The organism is Microbacterium halophytorum, assembly GCF_002970975.1.
In the GTDB taxonomy this organism is placed as follows: domain Bacteria; phylum Actinomycetota; class Actinomycetes; order Actinomycetales; family Microbacteriaceae; genus Microbacterium; species Microbacterium halophytorum.
In genome coordinates this window covers 1-24,892 of record NZ_PNFA01000008.1, presented here as the reverse complement: position 1 = coordinate 24,892, position 24,892 = coordinate 1, and the positions used below count along the sequence as shown (strand labels likewise).

Genomic DNA, 24,892 nt, shown 5'->3' with positions numbered 1-24,892 from the left:
GCGGCGCCGCCCGCGCCGCATACGATTGTGACGTGACGTCGCTCTCCTTCGAAGACCTCCCCGTCCGCGACGACCTGCGCGGCCAGTCGCCCTATGGTGCGCCGCAGGCGCCGGTGCCCGTCGCGCTCAACGTGAACGAGAACACCCATCCGGTGCCGGATGAGGTCGTCGCCGATGTCGTGGCGGCGGTCGCCGAGGCGCTGCGTGGCGTGAACCGCTACCCGGATCGCGAGTTCACCGAGCTCCGCGAGGGGTTCGCGCGCTACCTGGGGCACGGGCTCGACGCGTCGAACATCTGGGCGGCCAACGGGTCCAATGAGGTGCTGCAGCACATCATGCAGGCCTTCGCGGGGCCCGGCCGCACAGTGTTCGGCTTCGCGCCGACCTACTCGATGTACCCGCTGCTCGCCCGCGGCGTCGGCTCGGACTGGGTCGCCGGCACACGCGGCGAAGCATTCGAGATCGACCCAGCCGACGCCGCGGCGCAGGTCCGCGAAGCGCGGCCCGACGTCGTGCTGCTGTGCGCCCCGAACAACCCGACGGGGACTCCGCTCCCGCGCGACGTGATCGAGGCGGTGTACGACGCGACCGACGGCGTCGTCGTCGTCGACGAGGCGTATGCCGAGTTCTCCCGCGGCGCCGGGAGCGCCCTTCCGCTGCTCGAGGGCAGGGAGCGGCTCGTGGTGTCCCGCACGATGAGCAAGGCGTTCGCCTATGCGGGCGCGCGCGTCGGATACCTCGCGGCGCACCCGGCCTTCGTGGACGCGCTCCGGCTCGTCCGGCTCCCGTATCACCTCAGCGCTCTCACGCAGGCGGCCGCCGTCGCCGCGCTTCGGCACGCGGAAACGATGCTCCGGACGGTGGACGATATCGTCGCGCAGCGCGACCGGATCGCGGCGGGCCTCGCCGACCTCGGCTACGCGGTCTACCCGTCCGGCGCGAACTTCGTGCTCTTCGCGGGCGTTCCGGACCCACGAGCGATGTTCTCGGCACTCCGCGAACGCGGCATCCTCATCCGCGATATCGGCATTCCGGGCCACCTGCGCGTGACGGCGGGCACGGTGGAGGAGTCGACGCTCTTCCTCGAGGCGATGGCCGATCTCACGCCGTGACGGGGGCGGCCGACCATAGGATGGACCCATGACCAGCGACCGCATCGCCAGCCGCACGCGCTCGACCAGCGAGTCCTCGATCGAGCTCGAGCTGAACCTCGACGGAACGGGGCGCAGCGACATCTCGACGAGCGTGCCCTTCTTCGACCACATGCTCACGGCGTTCGCGAAGCACTCGCTGACCGATCTGACGGTGCGTGCGACGGGCGACACCGACATCGACGTGCACCACACGGTGGAGGACACGGCGATCGTGCTCGGCGGGGCCATCCGGGAGGCGCTCGGCGACAAGGCGGGCATCTCGCGGTATGGCGACGCCCTCGTGCCGCTCGACGAAGCGCTCGCGCAGGCGGTCGTGGACATCTCCGGCCGCCCGTACCTCGTCCACACGGGCGAGCCGGCCGGCTTCGAGATGCACCTCATCGGGGGCCACTTCACGGGCTCGATGGTGCGCCACGCGTTCGAAGCGCTGACGTTCCACGCCGGCCTGACGGTGCACGTGCGCGTGCTCGCGGGCCGTGACCCGCACCACATCGCGGAGGCAGAGTTCAAGGCCCTCGCCCGCGCGTTCCGGCAGGCGAAGGCCATCGACCCCCTCGTCGAGGGCATCCCGTCGACCAAGGGCGCGCTGTGACGGGCGACGCTCCGCTCGTCGCGGTCCTCGACTACGGCTCCGGCAACGTCCACTCCGCCGTCAAGGCGCTCCAGGCGGCGGGGGCCGACGCGCGGCTGACGCGCGACCGGGGGCTCGTCGCCGACGCCGACGGCCTCCTGGTGCCGGGTGTCGGCGCCTTCGCCGCCGTGATGGAGCAGCTGAACGGCATCCGGGGCGGGGAGCTGATCGAGCGGCGCCTCTCGGGCGGCCGGCCGGTGCTCGGGATCTGCGTCGGCATGCAGGTGCTGTTCGACCGCGGCGTCGAGCGCGGGGTCGAGACGGAGGGGCTGGGGGAGTGGCCCGGCGAGGTCACTCGCCTCGAGGCCGACGTCGTGCCCCACATGGGGTGGAACACCGTCGCGCCGGGCGAGGGCTCCGTCCTGTTCCGCGGTGTCGAGGACGAGCGCTTCTACTTCGTGCACTCCTACGCCGCTCAGTCGTGGTCGCTCGACGTGATCCCGCCGTTCCCGGCGCCGGCGGTGACCTGGTCGAACCACGGGGGTCCGTTCATCGCGGCCGTCGAGAACGGGCCGCTCAGCGCGACCCAGTTCCACCCCGAGAAGTCCGGCGAGGCGGGCGTGCAGGTGCTGCGCAACTGGGTGGGTTCGCTGCGCGACTGAGCGCGGGGCCAGAACGGCAAACGGCGCCGCGGCATCCGGAGCATTCTGGCCCGAGGGGGTCGGCCCGACACACCGAGATGCGCGACGCCGCGTGCGGATTGGCACGAACCGCTCGGCGCGCGTACCTTTGGTGCTCGTGCGGCTCCGCGGGACGGCCCTGCGGGCACGAGGAGATATGAACGATTTCGCTTCCACGCCTTCACTGACACTTCTTCCTGCGATCGACGTCGCCGACGGCAAGGCCGTGCGTATGACGCAGGGCGAGGCCGGCACCGAGACCAGCTACGGCAGCCCCGTCGAGGCGGCCGAGAACTGGGTCGATCAGGGGGCCGAGTGGATCCACCTCGTCGACCTCGATGCCGCCTTCGGCCGCGGCAGCAACGCTTCGGTGATCCGCAAAGTCATCAAGCAGGTCAAGGGCGTGAAGATCGAGCTCTCCGGCGGCATCCGCGACGATGCGTCGCTCGAGGCGGCGCTCGCGAGCGGCGCGCACCGGATCAACCTGGGCACGGCCGCGCTCGAGAACCCCGAGTGGACGAGCTCGATCATCGGCAGCTACGGCGAGGCGATCGCCGTCGGCCTCGACGTGCGGGGCACGACGCTCGCGGCCCGCGGCTGGACGCAGGAGGGCGGCGACCTCTGGGAGGTGCTCGACCGCCTCGAGGAGGCCGGCTGTGCCCGCTACGTCGTCACCGACGTGACGAAGGACGGCACGCTGCGCGGCCCGAACCTCGACCTCCTGCGCGACGTCGCCCGCCGCACGGACAAGCCCGTGATCGCCTCCGGCGGCGTCTCGAGCCTCGACGACATCCAGGCCCTGCGCTCGCTCGTGCCCGAGGGCATCGAGGGCGCGATCGTGGGCAAGGCCCTCTACGCGGGCGCGTTCACGCTGGTCGAGGCGCTCGACGTCGCCGGCGACTGAAACCGGATGAGCGACAGCGTCCCGCACCACGAGCCGGCGGCAGGGCCGGGCGGAGACTCGCCCGCTGACGGCGATTCCGCGGGCGTCCCCTGGGCGGGCCGCGCGTTCCGGCCGAACCCGGCCGCGGGAGACGACGGCTCGGCCGACCCGCGCCTGCGTGCGGCGCTCGAGGGTTTCCGCGCGGGGACGCGCGACCAGGTCGCGGTGGTCGATGCGCTCCGCGAGGCACGCGTTCTGGCGCCCCTCGTCGCCGAGAAGGGCGACGAGGGCGTCGGTGCGCACGGGCTGGCGGTCGACAAGACGCAGGAGCTGTCGATCGTGACGGTCGCGGCGCCCGACGGGCGCAAGGTGCTCCCGGTGTTCTCGAGCGTCGACACCATGCGGGCGTGGGACCCGAACGCCCGCCCCATCCCGGTCGCGGGCACGCGCGCGGCGCTCGCGGCGGCGGGGGAGGACACCGACCTCGTCGTCGTCGACCCGACGAGCGCGACGGAGTTCGTCGTCCGCCGGCCGGCGGTGTGGGCGATCGCCCGGTCGCAGCCGTGGGAGCCCGCCTGGCTCAGCCCCGAGGTGGCGAGCGGCCTGCACGAGTCCGTCGGCCAGGAGCTGGCGGTGCTCGACATCGCGATCGAGCCGGGCGATCCGGAGGCCCGCCTGCGGGGGCCCGAAGCGATCATCCGGCTGCGCCTCGTCGAAGGGCTCGACCGCTCCGAGCTCGACACCGTGCTGCGGCGGCTGTCCGCCCGCTGGGCCGCCGACGACCGGATCGCGGTGCTCGTCGACAGCCTGCAGGTCACGCTCGAGCGCTGAACGGGAACGGCAGGCGCCTGACGCTCCCGTTCGACGCTCGGTCAGATGACCGGGCCCGTCCACTTCTCGCCGGGGCCGGAGCCGGGCGCATCGGGGACCATGCTGATCTCGCGGAAGCGGAGCTGGAGCGAGCGGAGACCGTCGCGGATGGGGCGGGCGTGCATATCGCTGATCTCGGGGGCCGCTGCCGTCACGAGCCCCGCGAGCCCGTTGATGAGCTTGCGCGCCTCGTCCAGATCGACGAACTCCTCCGCGTCCTCGCCATCGGCGAGCCCGAGCTTGACGGCCGCGGCGCTCATCAGGTGCACGCACGCGGTCGAGAGCACCTCGACGGCGCCGACGTCTGCGATGTCGCGCTCGGCATCGACGGCGGCCGACGCCTGCTCCTGCTGCTCCCAGCGTTCGTGGCGGTCCGCGTCGAAGGCGTGGCGGTGCCCGCTGTCGTCGGGAGAAATGGTGCTCATCGGGAACTCTCTGGTAGACTCGTCGCCGGCTCCGGATTTTCCGGACGAAAGAGGATTCTCATCCCACCCGCGCTTGCCGCTCCAGGCTACCGGGTCACACACTCCGCCCGCGCTGTGCGCGGGTCGTCGCTCGCAGAGCGGGCGTGTCGGGTGGGCCGACGTCTGTCGTCGTGCACGGGTGGAATGCGACTCCTCTTCGCCCGCAGCGCGAACGTCGCGCCGCGGTGGCCGAAGCCACCACACCCTAGGAGTTCCGCATCAGCGATCCCCGCACCAACGAGCGCATCCGCGTTCCGGAGGTCCGACTCGTCGGGCCTAACGGCGAACAGATCGGCGTCGTCCGCATCGAGGCTGCGCTGCGTCTGGCACAGGAAGCCGACCTCGATCTGGTCGAGGTCGCACCTCAGTCGAAGCCGCCCGTCGTCAAGATCATGGACTACGGGAAGTTCAAGTACGAGGCCGCGCAGAAGGCCAAGGAAGCGCGCCGCAACCAGGCGAACACGGTCCTCAAGGAGGTCCGTTTCCGACTGAAGATCGACGCGCACGACTACGAGACCAAGCTCAAGCGTGCGGAGAAGTTCCTCCAGGCCGGAGACAAGGTCAAGGCGATGATCCTGTTCCGCGGTCGGGAGCAGTCGCGTCCCGAGATGGGCGCGAAGCTGCTGCAGAAGTTCGCGGAGGACGTGGCGGAGTTCGGTTCGATCGAGCACCGTCCGACCCTCGACGGGCGGAACATGACGATGGTGGTGGCACCCCACCGCAACAAGTCCGACGCGAAGGCGGAGCAGAACGCCGTCCGCGCGAAGAACAAGCAGGCCGCGCGCGATGCGAAGGCGGCCGAGAAGGCGGAGTAACCGCCCTCACGCACTTCCCGCGGAAGCGGGCAGCAACTGGACGTCGCCCCCGTGCGGGGCGCAGACCAAGGAAGAGAAGATGCCGAAGCAGAAGACCCACTCGGGCAGCAAGAAGCGCTTCAAGATCACCGGCAGCGGCAAGATCAAGAAGCAGCAGGCGGGTATGCGCCACAACCTCGAGCACAAGTCGAGCCGCGTGACCCGTCGCCTGAACCGCGACCAGATCGTCTCGGGCAACGACGTCAAGACCGTCAAGAAGCTCCTCGGGCGCTGAGCCGCGAGAGCCGTTAGGGAAACAGAGCAATGGCAAGAGTCAAGCGGGCAGTAAACGCCCACAAGAAGCGCCGCGTCATCCTCGAGCGCGCCTCCGGTTACCGCGGTCAGCGTTCGCGCCTGTACCGCAAGGCCAAGGAGCAGGTCACCCACTCGCTGGTCTATGCGTACCGCGACCGCCGCAAGCGCAAGGGCGAGTTCCGCCGCCTGTGGATCCAGCGCATCAACGCCGCGAGCCGCGCACAGGGTCTGACCTACAACCGCCTCATCCAGGGCCTGAACCTGGCCGGCGTGCAGGTCGACCGCCGCATGCTCGCCGAGCTCGCCGTGAACGAGCCGGCGGCGTTCAACTCGCTGGTCGAGACCGCCAAGAAGGCGCTCCCCGCCGACGTCAACGCGCCGAAGGCCGCGTAAGCACGTCGCCGGACGAAGGAGGGGCACCCCGCGAGGGGTGCCCCTCCTTCTGCGTTCCCGGCGACGGGGCGCCGCGCGCGCATCCATGCGGCGCGCGATGCGATCGTCAGCCGTGGAACCGCATCCGGTATCGGATGACGCCGTCGGCCGGAGGGGCGGGCCCGTAGACTGGGGCGGTGCTGACGAACCCCCGCTCGCCCCGCGTCCGCGGCATCGCGAAGCTCGCAGGGCGCCGCGCACGGCGCGAGACGGGAACGTACCTGCTCGAAGGGCCGCAGGCGGTCAGGGAGGCGCTCGAGTTCGCCGCAGGCTCGGTCATCGATGTCTATGCGACCGAGCAGGCACTCGAGCGCAACCGCGACATCCGGACCCTGCTGGCCGATGCGGGGCTGCGCGTCGAGCTCGCCGCCGGTGACGTGATCGATGCCATGGCCGACACGGTCACTCCGCAGGGCGTCGTGGCCGTGGCCAGGCAGGCGCCCGCCGACCTCGACGACGTCTTCGCGGCGCGGCCGCGGCTGGTCGCGATCTGCCACGAGATCCGCGACCCCGGCAACCTCGGCACGATCATCCGGGCGGCCGACGCCGCCGGCGCCGGCGCCGTCGTGCTCACGGGCGACACTGTCGACCCGTACAACCCCAAGGTCGTGCGCTCGACGACGGGTTCGCTCTTCCACGTCCCGGTGGCGTTCGGGGCCGAGCTGCCGGATGTCGCGGCGCGCGCCAAGGGCGCCGGGCTGCGCGTCCTCGCGGCCGACATCGGCGGCGACGACCTCCTCGCCGCGCGCGGGGAGCTGGCGTCCCCCGTCGCCTGGCTCTTCGGGAACGAGGCGCGCGGGCTCGACGACGCCGCCCTGAGCGAGGCCGACAGGGCGCTGCGGCTGCCGATCTACGGCAGGGCGGAATCGCTGAACCTCGCGACGGCCGCGAGCGTGTGCCTGTACGAATCAGCGTTCGCACAGCACGTGGCTGACGTCCAGTAGGTGCGCCTTCGCATTCTGCTCACCTGTTACGAACCGGTTACGCAGAACGTGTCGTGTGGCGCGCGGCAGGCGGTGCCCCTAGTGTGTGAAACATGGCAGAGCCACTCGTCGTCGTCGACCACGTCCAGAAGCACTACGGTGACTTCCACGCGCTGAAGAACATCGATCTCACGGTCGATCAGGGCGAGGTCGTCGTCGTGATCGGTCCGTCCGGCTCGGGGAAATCGACGCTGTGCCGCACGATCAACCGCCTCGAGACGATCACGAGCGGCACCATCAAGATCGACGGCAAGGAGCTCCCCGCCGAGGGCAGGGCGTTGGCACAGCTCCGCGCCGACGTCGGCATGGTGTTCCAATCGTTCAACCTCTTCGCGCACCTGACGATCCTGCAGAACGTCACGCTCGGCCCCATCAACGTCAAGGGCATGAAGAAGGCCGACGCCGAGCGCGAGGCGCGCCAGCTCCTCGCCCGCGTGGGCGTGGAGCAGCAGGCCGACAAGCTGCCCGCTCAGCTCTCGGGCGGCCAGCAGCAGCGCGTCGCGATCGCCAGGGCGCTGGCCATGCGGCCCAAGGTGATGCTGTTCGACGAGCCGACCAGCGCCCTCGATCCGGAGATGATCAACGAGGTCCTCGACGTCATGGTGCAGCTCGCCAAGGAGGGCATGACGATGGTCGTCGTGACCCACGAGATGGGCTTCGCGCGCAAGGCGGCCGATCGCGTCGTGTTCATGGCCGACGGTGAGATCGTCGAGCAGGCCGACCCGGAGAGCTTCTTCACGAATCCGCAGTCCGACAGGGCGAAGGACTTCCTGTCGAAGCTGCTCACCAACAACTGAGACTCCCATCACCGGCGCCGCTCACAGCGAATCGGGCGCCGCCACCCAACCAGGAGGAACCATGCGCAAGACACGCACTCTCGCGGCCGTCGGCATCGCGGCCACGGCGCTGCTCGCCCTGACGGCGTGCAACAGCGGCAGCCCGACCGAGCCGGCGACGGGCGGGGAAGAGGGCGGCGACGCCCCGGCCCTGCCGACGTACGAGGTCGCCGAGCCCGACCTCACGGGCAGCCCGACGTACGACGCGATGGCCGAGCGCGGCGGCCCCGTCATCGGCGTCAAGGAGGACCAGCCGAACCTGGGCTACCTCGACGCGACGACGGGCGAGCGCAGCGGCTTCGACATCGAGGTCGCCCGCTGGATCGCCGCTTCCCTCGGCTTCGAGGAGGGCGACATCACGTACGAGCCGATCGCGTCGGCCAACCGCGAGCAGGCGCTCGTGAACGGCGACATCGACTACTACGTCGGCACCTACTCGATCACGGACGAGCGCAAGCAGCAGATCGACTTCGCCGGCCCGTACTTCGTCACGGGGCAGGGCTTCCTCGTCGCCAGCGACAGCGACGTCACCGAGGTCGAGGACGAGTCGAGCTTCAACGGGAAGACGGTCTGCTCGGCGACGGGCTCGACGCCGATCCAGAACATCCGCGAGAACTTCCCCGAGGTCAACACCGAGGAGTACGACATCTACTCGGCCTGTGTCGAGGACCTGCTCAGCGGCAAGGTCGACGCCGTCACGACGGACGCGGCGATCCTCGTCGGCTACGCGGCCCAGTACCCGGACGAGCTGACGGTGCTGCCCGACGCCGAGGGCAACGACCCCGGCCTGTTCACCGAGGAACGCTACGGCGTCGGCGTGCCGAAGGGCGACGCCGCGCTGCAGGAGCACATCAACACGCTGTTCACGGACGGCGGCGAGACCTGGCAGGGCATCTACGACGCGACGCTCGGCCTGTCGGGGACGACGGCAGAGCAGCCCGCGGTCGACCCGGTCCAGTGATCGCCGGGGGAGCGGGGCCGCTGGGCCCCGCACCCCCTCCCACAACCTGAAGGAGCAAGACGAGTGGACGCCATCACAGGCAATCTCGACCTCTGGGGCGTCGGGGTCACGTACACCCTGGTGGTGTTCTTCTTCGGCGGCATCATCGCCCTCGTACTCGGCACGGTCATCGGCGCGATGCGGGTCTCGCCCGTGCCGATCGCCCGCGGCGTCGGCACGGTCTACGTCAACCTCATCCGGAACACCCCGCTGACGCTGGTGTTCTTCTTCTTCGTGTTCGGGTACAGCGCTCTGGCGCTGCCGACGCTGCCGAACGTCATCCTCGGCATCCTGGCGATCGGCGTCTACACGTCGACGTACGTGGCCGAGACGCTGCGCGCCGGCATCAACACGGTTCCCGTCGGGCAGGCCGAGGCGGCCCGCGCGATCGGGCTGCCGTTCGGCAAGGTCATGACCCTGGTGGTGCTGCCGCAGGCGTTCCGCTCGGTCGTGCCGCCCATGATGAGCGTGTTCATCGCCCTCCTGAAGAACACGACGGTCGCGGCCGGTTTCTCGATCGCAGTGCTGCCGAGGTTGCAATCGGACATCTCGAACTCGCACACCCGAACGGGCAGTTCGATGGAGGTCCTGCTCTGGGTGGCGCTCATCTTCGTCGCGCTCGTGATGCTGTTGACCTGGTTGCAGCGAACGCTCGAGAACCGTTGGAGGATCGCGCGATGACTTCCGTCCTGTACGACGTGCCGGGGCCGAGGGCCCGCCGTCGCAACGCGATCCTCGCCATCGTGACGATCGCCGTCGTCGTCGCGGTGCTCGGCTTCGTCGCCTGGCGCCTGAGCCTGACGAACCAGTACGACGCCTCGAAGTGGAACGTCTTCACATACTCCCTCGTGTGGCAGACGATCGGCGAGATGCTCGTGAACACGCTGCGCGCCTTCGCGCTGGCGGCCGTGCTGAGCCTCGCCCTCGGCTTCGTGCTGGCGATCGGCCGGCTCTCGGACCACGCCTGGGTGCGCGTGCCCGTCACCGTCGTCACCGAGCTGTTCCGGGCCATCCCGGTGCTGGTGCTGATGATGATCCTCTACTACGGGCTCCCTTCGCTCGGCGTCACGATGGACCCGTACTGGGCGGTCGTGCTCGCACTGATGGCATACAACGGGTCCGTCCTCGCCGAGGCGCTGCGGGCCGGCGTCGAGTCGCTCCCGAAGGGCCAGAGCGAGGCGGGCTACGCGATCGGCCTGCGCAAGAGCGGCGTCATGGTCAAGGTCCTGCTGCCGCAGGCGATCCGCGCCATGCTGCCCGTGATCATCGCGCAACTCGTCGTGGTGATGAAGGACACGGCGCTCGGCTTCCTGATCACCTACCAGGAGCTGCTGTACTACGCGAAGCTCCTGAGCAGCCAGCAGGGCAGGCCGATCCTCCAGGCCGCCCTCATCATCGGCGGCATCTACGTCATCATGTGTCTTCTGCTGAGCTGGCTGGCCAAGTGGGTCGAGCAGCGCTCGCGCCGCTCGCCGAAGGTGGCGAAGACCGTCGCGCACGATCCGGCCGCCGATGACGAAGGCACCCTCACGGAGGCGATCGCGCTCCAATCGCGCTCGAGGAGGATCGAATCGGCCGATGACTCCGAGCGGTGAGGCGGCCTCCCGACGAAAACATGCTGGCAATGCGAGGCACAGCATATTTTGCTAAGCCGGATCCGGTCCGAGTCCTTGGTGCGTATGAATCATGCAGGTCAGGTCGGTGAGTTTCGACGACAATCAGCAGAACATGCGCCGACTCGGGGCATGAGGTAGCACATTGTAAGCTCTGGCGCGTAGGTGCGGTCTGAAGCTGCGGGCCTCTAGGGGGCTTGGCGACGTCGCTGGACAGGTTTTGGAAGCACAACGTGGCGCCGAAGAGTTGTTCGAACATGCTGATGGCTGCATCGGCTGGACCGTTGTTCGTGCCGGGGAAGGCGAAGAACGCGAAGAGATCGCCAGCACGCCGCTTGCACGTGTCACCGATTTTGCCCAGCTTAAGCAGATTTTCTGAGACATCGCGGCCCAGATCCTCGATGACGCGTTCTTAGATTCCCGTCCTTGTCACGAGTGCGCTCCGTCTGTAGGCAGCAATCGTGCTCCGGCATTAATCCCCGTCGACCTCGATAGCGACGTGATCGGGGTGGGATACGGAGACGCCGGTCGAGCTTTGCGAGCTGATGATGCGTCAACAATTTGAGCCTGTGTGCAACGGGTGTCGACACCCGAGAAAGAAGCCGCCCTTCCTGCTCCGATCGCCGGAAGCATCCTGTCAGACACGCTGACGGGTCTCGTCGAGCGCGTCCCCTAGGTGTGATGTCCAGGGAGGTTGTTGAGTCTGCTGGTCGGTGGGCCGCTGATCGCGGACTGGTGCCGGTGATGATTGTAGAAGTGCAGCCCGCCTGGCAGCGCGTCGCGCCGCTCGGTCTCTGACGAGTAGAACCTCGCGCAGGCCCAACCATCTGCGAGGGTGCGGTGGAAACGCTCGATCTTCCCGTTGGTCTGCGGCCGATACGGGCGCGTCTGCTTGTGGACGATGCCGAGCCGGGCGCAGGCATCGCGCCAGGCGAACGACTTGTAGGCCGACCCGTTGTCGGAGAGCACTCGCTCGACAACGACGCCGTGCTCTGCGAACCAGGCAAACGCGCGCTCGAGGACGCCGATGGCGGTGACGGCCTTCTCATCCGAGCAGATCTCGGCGTAGGCGACGCGGGAGTTGTCATCGACGACCGTGTGGACGAACGCCGTGCCGATCAACGCCCGATAGTTCTTCCCGCGCGTGATGTTGTCGCTGGAGCGCCGATTCGCGTGGCCTTGCTGACGACCGACGTAGCGGTGCCTGCCTCCGTCGGGGATGTTGCCGAACTTCGTCACGTCGACATGGATCATATGAGCCCGGATGCGGGTGCTCGTAGCGCCGCAGCGGCCCACCCGTGACGCGGTCGATATGCGACAGCCTGTTCACGCCGCACCGCACCAAGACCACGTGGACGGTCGAGGTGGCGAGCCCGAGCCGGCCGGCGATCTGCACGGGGCCGAGCCGGAGTCGCCAGCGCAACGCGATGATGCGCTTCTTCACCACTTCCGGCGTCTTGCGCGGGATCTGACGGGGCCTGCTCGACGCGTCCTGCATCCCGGCCGGTCCTTCGGCTCGGTAGCGGGCCGCCCATTTGCGGGCGGTGACGGGCGAGACCATGAACATCTTCGCCGCAACGGCGACCGGGTATCCGTCATCGACGATCAGGTGCGCGAGGCGGAGTCTCGTGCGCGGGGTCAGGACAGCGTTAGCGTGGGACACGAGGGCCTCCTCGGGCTCGTGAAGCGGTGAACTAGACAGCTCCACTTCACCGTCCGGAGGCCCTCACCCCTCGGAAGGACTCAACCCCGCGTCGGGAAGCAACGTCCCTGGACATCACACCTAGTCGGCGGCGGCCTCGACGCCTGCCGTCGTCGCATCCATTAGCGTCTGGACGGGTGTCGGTGCGCAAGAGTGTATCCGTGCTACAAGGTCGTCCGCACCATCCACACCGGCGCCTGCTTCCTCGCCGAATGGCAGCAGGCCTCGACACACTGTTTGTGATCGTCGACCGCGCGAGAAGTGGGTACGGCCGAGGTCACGGGGCTGCTGGATCTGGCCGGCCGGCCGGGATGTGCGTCAAAGTCCGACGAGAACTCGCCCACCCAGGCGCGCAACTCCGCTTTGAAGTCGTCGACAAGTATCACTTCACCGCGTTCGCGACGAACACAATCCGCAGGCAAGTTGCCGACCTCGAACGTCGCCTCCGCCGCCGGGCACACGGCGAAGACCTCATCCAGGGCGTGAAGACGTCGACCTGAGGAACCTTCCCCGTTGGGCAGCTCCGCCCAGATCCGGCGTTGATGCCTCGTCGTCGCCCTGCACAGCGACGTCCTTGCCTGAATGGGGACGTTCCCGCCTACCGCATCGCACGGAGGAGGTGCTGGGCACCGAAGCGGCTCCGGCATCGTCTGTTCGCCCTCCCCGGATTCTCGCGAGCACGGGACGGCGGATCCGACTGCGGTTCCCGAACCGATCCGAATCGCCCCAGGTCCGCGCGCCGTCGGTCGCCCGGCTCTGCGCGCTAGCCGTGCCCGTTGCGTGACGTCTTCGCCAAACGCGCTACTTCCCCTGCACGGAGGAAGACCGAGGCCGACGATCCACATCGCGCGACCGCTATTTGGGACCGACGGCTTTAGGAATCACTTGCTCCAGCAAACGCGACGCGCTACTCTACGCGGTCGTCGACTGGCGCGTGATTCAACTATCAAACGGTATCGGCCGAAACCGGCCAGTGTCCTATATGGGACTTGAGTTCTCCATATGCTTGAATGCAGTGTAGTAGCAGGATAGGTAATAGCACGACCTGGAATGGTCTGTGTATTAGGTTGCACGCGAATTGATATGTTGAAGGTGATATTTGTGCGTCGTACGTCTTCAGGACTCCGAATGGCTCGAAGGGGCATGGTAGCCAGAACAATGGCCATGGGGGTACTGCTCGTCACCTCCCTCTTGGGCGGGGCAACAGTTGCAACTGCCGCAGAGGCGCGGGGGCCTGCCGGACCGTGTGCTGGTACCAGTCAGGGGATTGTGGTGACCGAGTCGTACGGTGGAGCGCAAGTTAAGCTGCAGAACTGCATGAATTCTGAGGCTCGAGTCCGGATGCACTTCGAGAAAGTTCTGAGTGGTGAGGCATTTAGTGGGCATTGCAGAATCCTCGCGCCAGGTCAGTATGTTGAGTTCATCAACCAGCCACAGAAGACGTTCACGCACTGGACTTGGTGCTGACGCTAAGTTTGTCAGCCGACTTAGGGAGGAAGAACGATGAAGAAGCGTGTTTCGCGCGCGGCATTGCTGATCGCGTGTGTTGCTGTTCTCGGTATTGTAGCTCCAGCAACGGGCGCGTCGGCGACGTCTGCTCGCGGCCCAGTCGGACCTTGTGGTAGTACTCAGCCTGCAATCAAGGTTACGACCTCTGGGCCGGTTACAAGTGTTCAAAACTGCAAGTTGTCTGAGGCTCGGGTTGAGGTGTTTGCGGGATATCCTAGCGAGATCGTGAGCATGGGATGCTTCGCACTTGCGCCTGGTGAGGTTTATAAGCACGATTCAATGACGACGATGCTGCCATATTCGTCCTGGGCCTGGTGCTAGGTCAATATTCCTGCGTCGCACGGCTGTTGTGATGCGGGCCCGGTCTTGAGTATGCGTTTCTCAGGAATGCCGCGTACAGAACTGGTGGAGCCTGGCTGCGCTTCGGAATTGGTCAGTTGGGTCGCCTGGTGATGGGAAGCTTCCACGCGTTCCCTACGCCACGGACTGTCACGGTTGACCTGGTCGATCGCTGTCTGCCGCAACAGAAAAGGGCTCTTGGTCGGGGCGAACAGTTCTTAGACAAGAACTGTTCGCCCCGACCAAGAGCACCTTCAAAGTGGAGGCTACCTGTGCGTGTCCGAGTCTGCATGTCGACGCGGCGATTTCAGCGCGATCGGTCACGCCGGCGATGTGTCGCCCACCGATTTCGTCCGCGCGACGGGTCTGCACCGTGCGCTCTCGAAGACGCTCGCGCCGTGGCGGAAGCCGCTGTCCCGGCACGATCCAGGCAAGATCATCCTAGATGCCGCGATCATCCTCGCCCTTGGTGGTGACGCGCTCAGCGACATCGCTGTGCTTCGCGCGAAAACTGCCGTCTACAGTCAGGTCGCGTCGGACCCGACAAACTCGCGCACCATCGCCGCTCTCGCGGGGGACGTCTCGCGGGTCGAAGCAGCTGTCGCGACGGCCAGGCGATCCGCTCGCCAGGCGGCATGGGTGCGGGATGGCGAGCATGCACCGGGCATTGCCCGGTTGCCCGGCGAGCCGGTGGTCGTCGATCTGGACGCGACGCTGACCACCGCGCATTCGGAGAAGGAAGACGCCAGGTCGACATTCAAACGGGGCTTCGGCTTCAATCCGCTCATCGCGTCTGTCGATCACGGGCAGGGCGGGACCGGGGAGAAGCCCGCGATGAGACTGCGGCCCGGGAACGCGGGATCCAACACCCTCGACGAACACATCGATGGCGCGTTCGCGCAGCTGCCCGGCATCAATCCCTGGCGGCCGGGAAGATCGATCTTAGACCGCGCTGACGGCGCGGTCGGCACGAAAGGCTTCCTCGCCCGGCTCACGATGCGACGCGTCGCCTGTTGTGATGTCCGGGCAGGTTGTTGAGTCTGCTGATAGGTGGGCCGCTGACCGCGGAGTGGTGCCGGTGATGATTGTAGAAGTGCAACCATCGCGGTAGTGGGGCGCGCCGTTCTGTCTCTGATGCATAGAACCCGGCGTAGGCCCAGCCGTCCGCAAGGGTGTGGTGAAACCGCTCGCTCTTCCCGTTCGTCTGTGGCCGATACGGGCGCGTCCGCTTGTGCGTGATGCCGAGCCTGGCGCCGGCGCCTCGCCAGGCGAACGACTTGTACGCGGATCCGTTGTCGGACAGGACGCGTTCGACGCTGGCGCCGCACTCGGCGAACCTAGCGACAGCGCGTTCGAGGACGCCGATTGCGGTGACAGCCTTCTCGTCCGTGCAGATCTCGGCATAGGCGACGCGGGAGTTGTCATCGAAGACGGTACGGACGTACCCGGTGCCGACGTTCGGCTCGAGGCGTGCGTGACGCTTGCCCGTCTGCTTCGCTGTGGCCTCACGGTTCCGGTCGCCCTGCTGCTTACCCACGAAGCGCCAGCCGCCGCCGTCGGGGATGTTGTCGAACTTCGTCACGTCGACATGGATCAGCGGTCCCGGATAGGGATACTCGCAACGCCTCAGCGGTTCGCCGGTGACCCGGTCAATATGCGACAGCCGGTTCACCCCGCAACGCGTCAGGACGGCGTGAACGATTGAAGCGGCCAGCCCGAGCCGGCCAGCGATCTGCGCCGGGCAGAGCCGGAGCCGCCACCGCAACGAGGTGATCCGCTTCTTCACCTGCTCGGCCGCCTTGTGCGGGATGCGGTGGGGCCTGCTCGATCGCTCCTGCATCCCAGCCGCGCCCTCGGACCGGCAATACGCAGCCCATTTGCGAGCGGTGACGGGCGAGACCATGAATAGCCTGGCCGCGACAGCGATCGAGTAGTGGTCGTCGATGATCAGGCGCGCGAGGCGGAGCCTCGTGCGCGGGGCGAGGACAGAGCTAGCCTGGGACACGAGGGCCTCCTGGGTGCTTGTGAAGCATTGAAATAGACAGCTTCACTTCACAGCCCGGAGGCCCTCATCTCTGGGAAGACTCAGCCCCGTGTTCGGAACAACGTCCCCGAACATCACATCTAGCCGGTCGGATTCACTCTCCCGTTCGAGACCTCGGAGATCTACCGCTTCATTCCGGAGGCCGAACGGCAGGCCGCGATCAATGCCGACGGCGAGCCCCGCAACGGCGCGGGCGTGGCCGAAGTGATCGGGCCGCTCGACCTGTCGGGGTGGCCGGACGGGATGCGCGTCGTCGTCCGCCGGGAGCGCTCCACCCCGGTGCGAAGCTCCGGTTCGACGACGTCGAAGGCTCCCGGTGTTCGCGACGAACACCACCCGTGGGCAGCTCGCCTGTCTCGAGCTCCGCCACCGCCGCCATGTCCGCGCCGAGGATCGCACCAGCGAGGCGAAAGACACCGGCTTGCGTAACCTCCCGCAGAACACGTTCAGTCAAAACCGAGCCTGGTGTCTCATCGTCGGCATCGCCAGCGAACTGATCGTCTGGCTCGGCCTTCTCGCGTACCCCGCCGAGCAGGCGCGCCACTGGGAGCCGAAACGCCTCTAGCACCGCCTGTTCGCCCTCCCAGCCGTGATCGCCTGCACCGGCAGGCGCGTGTGGTTGCGGTTCGCGAACCGGCCGAGATGAGCGAGCGTGCTCACCGCCGCGATTGCCAGACTGCGCGCTGCTCGCATCTGCCGGCCGACACACCCATCTCATCTGCTCGCCCACGAGCTCGAAGGACCCCGGCCCGGAAGCCCGCCCCGCGCTCGATAGTCATAACTCATGTCAGAATCAACGCTCGAGTCCGGCGACAACGCCTCAGAAGCCACCGTGGACGCTCGATGAAAGATCGAGGTGAGATGGATCGCTGTCACAGGCGAGAAATGTTTGGCGCGATGGTGATTGGCACCCAAGAACTTCTATGCTGTCGAGAGTTGCGCTCTAGGTGGTAGTCACTTTTTTCGAGGAGTGCCCTAGTTCTCGTGGCAATGCCTGGTTTCTCTTGTTGGTCCGAAATTCTACTCCGTATAACCATGTTCGATTGAGGAACTGGCCATTCCCCGGCCCCTGTATTCAACGGTGTCCTGTAGGGTTGAACTTAGATCGAGCGGCCTCGTTGAGTCATGCGCGAGCCCGAGCAAGGTGCGCATATTGCAACGCCAGTTTCGTTGCATGATGCACGCTTCGTCTCTTCGTCTGTATGAGCCGACGTCACGGCGGCGCGACCGCCAGCCCCCTTGAGAAAAAAGGGGCGGCACTATGGGGGCCGCGCCGTCGCGTGACCGGCCCGCCGCGCGGCGCCGGTAGAATCGGTTCTCGTGTCCGAACCAGTCGAAATCACGCCAGAGGCGGTGGAGTCCGCCGTCGCCGAAGCGCTCGCCGCGGTCGCCGCCGCCGACGATGTCGCGGAGCTGAAGGCAGCCCGTGCCGCCCATCAGGGCGAGGGCAGCCCGCTCGCCGCCCTGAACGCGCAGATGCGCAACGTGCCGAAGGAGCGCAAGGCCGAGTCCGGCAAGCTCGTCGGCGCCGCGCGCGGCAGGGTGAACCAGGCGTTCGCCGCACGCGAGGAGGAGCTCGCCGCCGCGGAGCTCGCCGCGCGCCTCGAGTCCGAGCGCATCGACATCACGGCCGTCGGCACCCGCACCCGCACGGGGGCGCGCCACCCCATCAGCGTGCTCCAGGAGCAGGTCGGCGACATCTTCGTCGGCATGGGGTGGGAGATCGCGGAGGGCCCCGAGCTCGAGCACGAGTGGTTCAACTTCGACGCTCTCAACTTCGACGAGGATCACCCCGCCCGTCAGGAGCAGGACACGTTCTACGTCGACCCCGTCGCGCGGCACCTCATCATGCGCACGCACACGAGCCCCGTGCAGGTGCGCTCGAAGCTGACGCGAGACCTGCCGATCTACGTGCTGTGCCCGGGCCGCACCTACCGCACCGACGAGTTCGATGCGACGCACCTGCCGGTGTTCAACCAGATCGAGGGCCTCGTCGTCGACAAGGGCATCACGATGGCGCACCTGAAGGGCACGCTCGACTACCTCGCGAAGCGCATGTTCGGCGAAGACGCGAAGACGCGCCTGCGCACGAACCACTTCCCGTTCACGGAGCCCAGCGCCGAGTTCGACCTGTGGCACCCGACCTTCAAGGACGGCCCGCGGTGGATCGAGTGGGGCGGTTGCGGCATGGTGAATCCGAACGTGCTGCGCGCGGCCGGCATCGATCCGGATGTCTACAGCGGCTTCGCGTTCGGCGTGGGCATCGAGCGGTCGCTGATGTTCCGCAGCGACGTCAAGGACATGCGCGACATGGCAGAGGGCGATGTCCGCTTCAGCGAGCAGTTCGGGATGGTGGTCTGATGCGCGTTCCGCTTTCGTGGCTCCGCGAGTTCGTTTCGGTGCCGGATGAGGCGACAACGGACGACGTGTTCGCGTCGCTCGTGTCGGTCGGCTTCGAAGAGGAGGAGGCGATCACCTTCGACGTGACGGGCCCCGTCGTCGTCGGCCGGGTGGTCTCGTTCGAGGTCGAGCCGCAGAAGAACGGCAAGAACATCCGCTGGTGCCAGGTCGACGTCGGCGAGGCGAACGGCGGCGTGCGCGGCATCGTCTGCGGCGCGCAGAACTTCCTCACGGACGACAAGGTCGTCGTGACGCTGCCGGGCGCCGTTCTGCCCGGCGGCTTCGCGATCGCCGCCCGCAAGACGTACGGCCACGTGTCAGACGGCATGATCGCCTCGGCGGCCGAGCTCGGTCTCGGCCTCGAGAGCGACGGCATCATCCGGCTCGTCGAGATGGGCCTCGACCCGGAGATCGGCGCCGACGCGGTCGCGCTGCTCGGGCTCGACGACGCCGCCGTCGACGTGAACGTGACGCCCGACCGCGGCTACGCGCTGTCGATCCGCGGCCTCGCCCGCGAGTACGGCCTCGCGACCGGCGCGGCCTTCTCCGACCCCGCTGAGCGCGAGGTACCCGTCCCCTCGACCGGCTTCGACGTCGCGATCGACGACGCGGCCCCGATCCGCGGCAACGTCGGCGCCAGCCAGCTGGTCGCCCGCGTCGTCCGAGGCGTCGACCCCTCGCGCCCGACGCCCCCGTGGATGATCGCGCGGCTCTCGCTCGCGGGCATCCGGTCGCTCGGCGTGCTCGTCGACATCACGAACTACGTGATGATCGAGCTGGGACAGCCGATCCACGGCTACGACCTCGACCGGCTCGACGGCGGCCTCACGGTGCGCCGGGCCGCGGCGGGGGAGAAGCTGACGACCCTCGACGGCCAGGAGCGCACGCTCTTCGCCGAGGACCTGCTCATCACCGACGGCTCGGGCCCCATCGGCCTCGCCGGCGTCATGGGCGGCGGGCCGACGGAGATGAGCGACGCGACCGAGAACGTGCTGATCGAGGCAGCGACGTTCGACCGCGTCTCGATCGCGCGCACGGCGCGGCGCCACAAGCTGCCGAGCGAGGCGTCGCGCCGCTTCGAACGGGGCGTCGACCCGGCAGTCGCGGCGGTCGCCGCTCAGCGCGTGGTCGACCTGATGGTCGAACTCGCCGGCGGGACCGAGACCGACGAGGGCGGGGTCGCTGGTTCGGTCACGAGCCTCGCACCCGTCGAGCTGCCGGGCGGGTTCGCGAGCGGACTGATCGGCGTCGACTACTCGGCCGATCGGATCCGCGAGGTCCTGGAGCTCATCGGCTGCGCCGTTGCGGACGCGGGCGACGGCTGGGCTGTCACCCCGCCGACGTGGCGCGGCGACCTCGTCGACAAGTGGTCGCTCGTCGAGGAGATCGTGCGCGTCGACGGCGTCGACCGCGTGCCGTCGATCCTGCCGACACCGCCGGCGGGCGGCGGATACACACCGCGACAGATGGGTCGCAGGAGGATCGCCAACGCGCTCGCGGCGGCCGGCTTCGTCGAGGTCCCGTCGTTCCCGTTCGTCTCCGAGCAGCAGAACGACCTGCACGGCTCCGCCAGCGGGGAGCACGCGCCTGCTGTGAAGCTCGCCAATCCGATCAGCGCGCAGCAGGGCTTCCTCCGCCGCTCGCTCGTCCCCGGGCTCGTGCAGACGGCGCACCGCAACATCGCGCGGGGCCTGACCGACCTCGCCCTGTTCGAGATCGGCCACGTGTTCCGTCCCGAGCCGGGCGTGACCTACGGCACGGACTCCGTGCCTCCCATCGCACAGCGGCCGAGCGACGAGACCCTCGCGGAGCTGAACGCGTCGATCCCGCCGCAGCCGCGCAGGGTCGGGCTCCTCCTGACGGGAAGCATCGCGCCCAAGCAGCCGGGCCGCGCGGCCGAGGCTGCCGGCATCGCGGTCGCGCTCGACGCCGTCCGGACGATCGGCGTCGCCGCCGGCATCGCGATCGACGTCGCGCAGGGAGCGCGCGCGGCGCTCCATCCCGGCCGCACTGGCGTGCTCACGGTGGCGGGCGAGGAGGTCGGCTACGTCGGCGAGCTGCTGCCGCAGGTCGCGGACGATGCCGACCTGCCGCAGCGCACCGTCGTCGCCGAGCTCGATGTCGACGCCCTCCTCAACCTCGCGGGCGAGCGCGTCGTCGTCGCGTCCCTGTCGACGTACCCCGCCGCGACGCAGGACGTCTCGCTCGTACTCGGGGCAACCGAGCCCGCCGCCGACGTGCGCGCGGCGCTCGCCGAGGGCGCGGGTGCGCTGCTCGAGTCCATCCGGCTCGTCGACGACTACCGCGGCGACGGCGTTCCCGATGGACACAAGAGCCTCACGTTCGCGCTCCGCTTCCGTGCGGACGACCGGACGCTCACGGCGGCGGAGGCGACGGAGGCCAAGCTCGCGGGCGTCTCGGTGGTGGAGGAGCGCTTCGGCGCGAAGATCCGCGACTGAGCGGCTCGGCTCGAAGGGGGTCGCGGAGCGTTCGCTCCGCGACCCCCTTCCGCGTCTCCGCGCGCTCGGCGGCGTCGAGGGCCCGCACAGCGGACGTGCGGCAGACGGAGGGGCATGCAGACCTCGGCCGTCGGTGGACGCGACGTGTGCTCGATCCGGCGCAGTGGAGTCCGCGGCGCGGCCGAACGGATGATCGCGACCATTTCGCAAGGCCGATCGGCCGATGCGCGGCGGGTCGGCCGGCGGCGAGCATTGCCGCATGACAACGACATCGAGCCCGCAGAAGCAGCGCCGGCGCATCCGCACACCCGCCCGCGAGCGCTGGCTCATCGCGGGACTCCTGACCCTCGCGCTGGTGCCGTCGGTCGCGGGCGCGGCCCGCGTCGGCAGCGTCGCCGCGGTGGACCCCGCCACGCCCGACCGCTTCGCCGGCGACCCGCTGCCGGTCGTCGCCCACATCATCGCCGCTGTCGTGTACGCGGCGGTCGGTGCGTTCCAGTTCGCCCCGACGTTCCGGCGCGCGCACATGGTGTGGCACCGCTTCGCCGGGCGCTATCTGCTGGTGCCCTCCGGATTCGTCGTCGCGGTCAGCGGCCTGTGGATGAACGCGACGTACGCGTTCCCCGCGGTCGACGGCCTCGCCCTGATGGTGTCGCGCTGGGCGGTCGGCGTGTGGATGCTCGCGTGCCTCGTGCTCGCGCTGATCGCCGTCGCACGGCACCGCTACGACGCCCACGGGGCATGGATGATCAGGGCGTACGCCGTCGCGATGGGGGCGGGCACGCAGGTTCTCACCGCCGGGCCGACGTCGATCCTGTTGGGGCATCCGGACGAGCTGCGGCGCGTGATCGAGATGGATGCCGGCTGGCTGATCAACATCGTCGTCGCCGAGGTCATCATCCGCATTCGGCACGCGCGCCGGAGCAAGGGATGACTAACGTGTCAGCCATGGACGCGCGCATCGAACGGGCATGGCGCGCTCCCGCGGCGCCCGGTGCGACGGGGCCGCGCGTGCGCGACGGCGTGATCGCGCTGATCGCCGCGGTGGCGGCGATCGCGGAGGCCGCGCTGCGCACCGACCTCGTGTGGCCGGCCGCGTCCGCGGCGATCACGATCGCGGTCCTGCCCGGCCTGCTGTGGCGGCGCGCGCATCCGCTCGCTGTCGTCGCGGGGATGACCGCCGTCTCGGCGGCCGCCGAGATCGCCGCGTTCTCGGCGGGGGCGCCCTTCGGTGCGCTCGGCGCGGTCGTCGTGATGCTCGCCGTGCCGTATGCGCTGTTCCGCTGGGGAACGGGGAGGGCCCGCATCGTCGGCGCACCCGTGCTGGCCGCGGGGATCCTCGTCTCCCTCGTCACGGGAGGCGACGGCGCGGTGGGCGCGGCGGCGGGCGCCCTCATCGTCGGCGGCGCCTGCCTCGTCGGCGTGATCCGGCGCCAGCGCGTGGAAGCGCAGGCGGCGCGGCGCGAGTACGAGCGCACCGCGGAGCGCGAGGAGCTCGCGCGCGACCTGCACGACACCGTGGCGCACCACGTCTCGGCGATCGCGATCCGCGCCCAGGCGGCGCAGGCGCTGCCGCCGGATGCCGGCCACGCGCCGACTGCGTTCGCCGCCATCGAGCGGGAGGCGCGCGACGCGCTCGCCGAGATGCGCTCGCTGGTGCGCACGCTCCGGGGAGGCGGGGTCGCGCCGCTGCGGCCGATCGCCGGGCTGCCCGACATCGAGGCCCTCGCCGCGGCCGGGCCTCCCGCCGTCGAGGTGACGATTCCGCCCGGCGTGGGGGAGTCGGTCGAGCGGATGCCGCGGCTCGTCCGCAACGTGCTGTTCCGCATCGCGCAGGAGGGCGTCGCCAACGCCAGGCGCCACGCGGCAGGTGCCACGCGCATCACAGTGGCGATCGACGCGGACGCCGCCGGCGTGGAGCTCACCATCGCCGATGACGGCGCGCCGCTGCCGAGCGCGCCGCCGGCTGGCTTCGGGATCGCGGGTATGACCGAGCGCGCGGCGATGGTCGGCGGCACCCTGGTGGCGGGGCCCGCTGGTTCGGCCGTGCCCGCGCGGAGCGCCGGCGGCGCGGGGGATCGCCCCGCCGGCGGGTCCGCGGGAGCGGGCGAGCGGGCGGTGGACGACGGCGGGAGACGGCTGGTCGGCGCGGGATGGGTCGTCAGGGCGGTGGTCCCCGCGCCGGGGCGACAGAACGGGGGACCGGCGTGATCGAGGTGCTCATCGCCGACGATCAGGAGTCGATCAGGGCGGGCCTGCGGATGATGCTGGGGGCGCAGCCCGATCTCGTGGTCGTCGGCGAAGCGCCGGACGGCGTCGTCGCCGTCGACCTCGCGCGGCGGCTGCGCCCCGACGTCGTGCTGATGGACATCCGGATGCCCAGGATGGACGGCCTGGCCGCGGCGCGCGCGCTCGCCGCCGATGCGGATCCGCCGGCCGTCGTCGTCCTGACCACGTTCGACCTCGACGAGTACGTGCACCAGGCGCTCCGGGCGGGGGCGCGGGGGTTCCTGCTCAAGGACTCGGGGCCGCGGCTGCTCGCGGAAGCGGTCAGGGCCGCGGCGAGCGGCGATGCGCTCATCGCACCGGAGATCACGACGCGCCTGCTGGCGGCGTTCGCCCCTGCACGGGGCGCCGACGAGCCAGCCGTGCCCCTCACCCCGCGGGAGGAGGAGGTGCTCGTCGCGCTCGCCGGTGGCCTCACGAACGCCGAGATCGGCGGCCGCCTGCACCTCTCGCTCGGCACCGTGAAGGCGCACATCGCCTCCGTGCTCGACAAGCTCGGGGCGCGCAACCGCGTCGAGGCGGCGATGTGGGCGTACGAGTCGGGCCGCGTGCGCCGGCGCTGAGCCCGCTCCGGCTCGCGCGCCCGGGGCGCCGCAGGTTCGGCGGATAGGCTGGCGGTCGCTCGACGAGGGGAGCACGATGATCCGGACGAACACGGCGCTCCGCGCCGCGGCGCTTGCCGCGATGGCTGGGCTGGGGCTCGCCGGCTGCGCATCCGGGCCATCGGTCGAGCCGACGGGCGAGACGACGACCGTCACGATTACGGCGGTGGGCATGGCCTACGACCCCGCCGAGATCGAGGTGCCGCTCGGCGACCGCCTCGTCGTGGAGTTCGAGAACGCCGACGCGATGGTCCACGACATCACCTTCGGAAACGGCGAGGCGAGCGAGCGGGTCCCATCCGGCGGAACTGAGACGATCGACGTCGGCGTGGTCGACGGCGACATGGAGTTCTGGTGCTCGGTGGCGGGCCACAGGGCCCAGGGCATGGAGGGCGTCGTCGTCGCGGCCGACTGACGTCCCGAACCTCCCCGTCGCCGTCGCGGATTCCGCACCTCTCCGCCGGTTCCTGGCACGGATCTTGTCACGGCGACGGTACCGGCCCCGCGCTCGGGGCCTTCCACCGCGGGCCTTTCCGCGGGAGACTGGGGGGTGTCCGACGGAAGGAGCAGTCATGCGCGCACAGCCGGGGGACCGCCTGCACGTTCACGGCCGAACGGTGGGCGATCCGGATGATGTCGCCGAGGTCGTCGAGGTCCGCGGGGAGGGCGGAGCCCCGCCGTACCTCGTGCGCCACGCGGACGGCCGGGAGGCACTGATCTTCCCGGGCCCCGACGCCGAGGTCGAGACGGCGTAGCGGCCGCCGTGCGGGGTCCGCGCACGCCCTCACGTGGTCGCGGTCGCAGATTCCGCGCCGAGAACCTCGCGGAGCGTCGGATGTCAAGCTGTGTGGAGTCACTCGGTTCAGATTGTGACTGCTTCTTTGTTGGGTAGGTTGATGCCGACGTGGTCGGCGGGTGATGGCGTGACCGGCCGGCTCCGGAACCGTTCGGGGTGG

The 24,892-nt window shown here is 69.1% G+C and carries 25 protein-coding genes and 1 pseudogene; 23 read left to right on the top strand and 3 right to left on the bottom strand.

Translation table 11 applies throughout. The features are described from left to right. The first annotated feature begins 32 nt into the window (after nucleotides 1–32). The 5 genes from C0010_RS09505 (at nucleotide 33) to C0010_RS09485 (ending at nucleotide 4,119) form a co-directional block, all read left to right on the top strand. Nucleotides 33–1,112, top strand: a complete 1,080-nt coding sequence (locus C0010_RS09505) for a histidinol-phosphate transaminase (RefSeq protein ID WP_105566988.1) — start codon at nucleotides 33–35, stop codon at nucleotides 1,110–1,112. Nucleotides 1,113–1,140: 28 nt separating this feature from the next. Then, nucleotides 1,141–1,746, top strand: coding sequence for an imidazoleglycerol-phosphate dehydratase HisB (gene hisB / locus C0010_RS09500; RefSeq protein ID WP_105566845.1), 606 nt, complete (start codon nucleotides 1,141–1,143; stop codon nucleotides 1,744–1,746). After that, complete coding sequence (gene hisH, locus C0010_RS09495) at nucleotides 1,743–2,387, top strand: imidazole glycerol phosphate synthase subunit HisH (RefSeq protein ID WP_105566844.1); 645 nt, start codon at nucleotides 1,743–1,745, stop codon at nucleotides 2,385–2,387. Before hisB ends, hisH begins: the two co-directional genes overlap by 4 nt. Nucleotides 2,388–2,562: 175 nt before the next feature. Next, complete coding sequence (priA, locus tag C0010_RS09490; RefSeq protein WP_105566843.1) at nucleotides 2,563–3,309, top strand: bifunctional 1-(5-phosphoribosyl)-5-((5-phosphoribosylamino)methylideneamino)imidazole-4-carboxamide isomerase/phosphoribosylanthranilate isomerase PriA; 747 nt, start codon at nucleotides 2,563–2,565, stop codon at nucleotides 3,307–3,309. A gap of 6 nt (nucleotides 3,310–3,315) precedes the next feature. Continuing rightward, nucleotides 3,316–4,119 carry an SseB family protein gene (locus C0010_RS09485; RefSeq protein WP_105566842.1) on the top strand — a complete coding sequence of 268 codons (804 nt, stop codon included), beginning with the start codon at nucleotides 3,316–3,318 and terminating at the stop codon, nucleotides 4,117–4,119. A 41-nt stretch (nucleotides 4,120–4,160) separates the two neighbouring features. Here the strand turns inward: C0010_RS09485 and C0010_RS09480 are convergent, their stop codons facing one another. After that, nucleotides 4,161–4,583 (bottom strand): DUF1844 domain-containing protein, encoded by a 423-nt coding sequence (locus C0010_RS09480; protein ID WP_105566841.1) that lies wholly within the window; start codon nucleotides 4,581–4,583, stop codon nucleotides 4,161–4,163. A 257-nt stretch (nucleotides 4,584–4,840) separates the two neighbouring features. Between C0010_RS09480 and infC the strand changes: the two genes are divergently transcribed. From infC to C0010_RS14955, 9 genes are all read left to right on the top strand, one after another. Further along, a complete protein-coding gene (infC, locus tag C0010_RS09475; RefSeq protein WP_105566840.1) occupies nucleotides 4,841–5,437 on the top strand; it encodes a translation initiation factor IF-3 in 597 nt (198 codons plus the stop codon). A gap of 79 nt (nucleotides 5,438–5,516) precedes the next feature. After that, on the top strand, nucleotides 5,517–5,711 hold the full coding sequence (rpmI, locus tag C0010_RS09470) for a 50S ribosomal protein L35 (protein ID WP_105566839.1): 195 nt from the start codon (nucleotides 5,517–5,519) through the stop codon (nucleotides 5,709–5,711). A gap of 29 nt (nucleotides 5,712–5,740) precedes the next feature. Further along, on the top strand, nucleotides 5,741–6,124 hold the full coding sequence (rplT, locus tag C0010_RS09465; protein ID WP_105566838.1) for a 50S ribosomal protein L20: 384 nt from the start codon (nucleotides 5,741–5,743) through the stop codon (nucleotides 6,122–6,124). Nucleotides 6,125–6,300: 176 nt separating this feature from the next. Beyond that, a complete protein-coding gene (locus C0010_RS09460) occupies nucleotides 6,301–7,107 on the top strand; it encodes a TrmH family RNA methyltransferase (protein WP_105566837.1) in 807 nt (268 codons plus the stop codon). A gap of 92 nt (nucleotides 7,108–7,199) precedes the next feature. Further along, entirely contained in the window at nucleotides 7,200–7,943 is a 744-nt protein-coding gene (locus C0010_RS09455) for an amino acid ABC transporter ATP-binding protein (protein WP_105566836.1), read from the top strand. A gap of 61 nt (nucleotides 7,944–8,004) precedes the next feature. Further along, on the top strand, nucleotides 8,005–8,943 hold the full coding sequence (locus C0010_RS09450) for a glutamate ABC transporter substrate-binding protein (protein WP_105566835.1): 939 nt from the start codon (nucleotides 8,005–8,007) through the stop codon (nucleotides 8,941–8,943). Nucleotides 8,944–9,006: 63 nt separating this feature from the next. Then, nucleotides 9,007–9,663 carry an amino acid ABC transporter permease gene (locus C0010_RS09445; RefSeq protein ID WP_105566834.1) on the top strand — a complete coding sequence of 219 codons (657 nt, stop codon included), beginning with the start codon at nucleotides 9,007–9,009 and terminating at the stop codon, nucleotides 9,661–9,663. Then, nucleotides 9,660–10,577 carry an amino acid ABC transporter permease gene (locus C0010_RS09440; protein ID WP_105566833.1) on the top strand — a complete coding sequence of 306 codons (918 nt, stop codon included), beginning with the start codon at nucleotides 9,660–9,662 and terminating at the stop codon, nucleotides 10,575–10,577. The genes C0010_RS09445 and C0010_RS09440 overlap by 4 nt, the downstream gene beginning before the upstream one ends. Nucleotides 10,578–10,815: 238 nt before the next feature. Beyond that, the gene (locus C0010_RS14955; RefSeq protein ID WP_158685419.1) at nucleotides 10,816–10,974 is read left to right on the top strand and encodes a hypothetical protein; all 159 of its coding nucleotides are present in this window, start codon (nucleotides 10,816–10,818) and stop codon (nucleotides 10,972–10,974) included. 293 nt (nucleotides 10,975–11,267) lie between these two features. Here the strand turns inward: C0010_RS14955 and C0010_RS09435 are convergent. Next, a pseudogene (locus tag C0010_RS09435) lies at nucleotides 11,268–12,258 on the bottom strand (IS481 family transposase). Nucleotides 12,259–14,421: 2,163 nt separating this feature from the next. On the opposite strand from C0010_RS09435, the gene C0010_RS09425 reads away from it, so the two are divergent. Further along, nucleotides 14,422–15,183, top strand: a complete 762-nt coding sequence (locus tag C0010_RS09425) for a transposase (RefSeq protein WP_158685417.1) — start codon at nucleotides 14,422–14,424, stop codon at nucleotides 15,181–15,183. Here the strand turns inward: C0010_RS09425 and C0010_RS09420 are convergent. Then, nucleotides 15,137–16,150, bottom strand: a complete 1,014-nt coding sequence (locus tag C0010_RS09420; RefSeq protein WP_232531888.1) for an IS481 family transposase — start codon at nucleotides 16,148–16,150, stop codon at nucleotides 15,137–15,139. The two genes, C0010_RS09425 and C0010_RS09420, sit on opposite strands and share 47 nt — an antisense overlap. A 355-nt stretch (nucleotides 16,151–16,505) precedes the next feature. Here C0010_RS09420 and C0010_RS15415 point away from each other — a divergent pair, with 355 nt between their 5' ends. From C0010_RS15415 to C0010_RS09380, 8 genes are all read left to right on the top strand, one after another. Then, nucleotides 16,506–16,754 (top strand): transposase, encoded by a 249-nt coding sequence (locus C0010_RS15415; protein WP_105566830.1) that lies wholly within the window; start codon nucleotides 16,506–16,508, stop codon nucleotides 16,752–16,754. Nucleotides 16,755–17,509: 755 nt separating this feature from the next. Continuing rightward, nucleotides 17,510–18,550 (top strand): phenylalanine--tRNA ligase subunit alpha, encoded by a 1,041-nt coding sequence (gene pheS / locus C0010_RS09410; protein ID WP_105566829.1) that lies wholly within the window; start codon nucleotides 17,510–17,512, stop codon nucleotides 18,548–18,550. Then, nucleotides 18,550–21,048 carry a phenylalanine--tRNA ligase subunit beta gene (gene pheT / locus C0010_RS09405; RefSeq protein ID WP_105566828.1) on the top strand — a complete coding sequence of 833 codons (2,499 nt, stop codon included), beginning with the start codon at nucleotides 18,550–18,552 and terminating at the stop codon, nucleotides 21,046–21,048. The genes pheS and pheT overlap by 1 nt, the downstream gene beginning before the upstream one ends. 259 nt (nucleotides 21,049–21,307) lie before the next feature. Then, nucleotides 21,308–21,982, top strand: coding sequence for a DUF2306 domain-containing protein (locus C0010_RS09400; protein ID WP_105566987.1), 675 nt, complete (start codon nucleotides 21,308–21,310; stop codon nucleotides 21,980–21,982). Further along, nucleotides 21,979–23,259, top strand: a complete 1,281-nt coding sequence (locus C0010_RS09395; protein ID WP_158685415.1) for a sensor histidine kinase — start codon at nucleotides 21,979–21,981, stop codon at nucleotides 23,257–23,259. Before C0010_RS09400 ends, C0010_RS09395 begins: the two co-directional genes overlap by 4 nt. Then, nucleotides 23,202–23,897: a response regulator gene (locus C0010_RS09390; RefSeq protein ID WP_105566826.1), complete on the top strand. Its 696-nt coding sequence runs from the start codon at nucleotides 23,202–23,204 to the stop codon at nucleotides 23,895–23,897. Before C0010_RS09395 ends, C0010_RS09390 begins: the two co-directional genes overlap by 58 nt. A gap of 76 nt (nucleotides 23,898–23,973) precedes the next feature. Continuing rightward, nucleotides 23,974–24,351, top strand: coding sequence for a cupredoxin domain-containing protein (locus C0010_RS09385; protein WP_105566825.1), 378 nt, complete (start codon nucleotides 23,974–23,976; stop codon nucleotides 24,349–24,351). Nucleotides 24,352–24,508: 157 nt separating this feature from the next. Next, nucleotides 24,509–24,691: a DUF1918 domain-containing protein gene (locus C0010_RS09380; protein WP_105566824.1), complete on the top strand. Its 183-nt coding sequence runs from the start codon at nucleotides 24,509–24,511 to the stop codon at nucleotides 24,689–24,691. Nucleotides 24,692–24,892 lie beyond the last annotated feature (201 nt).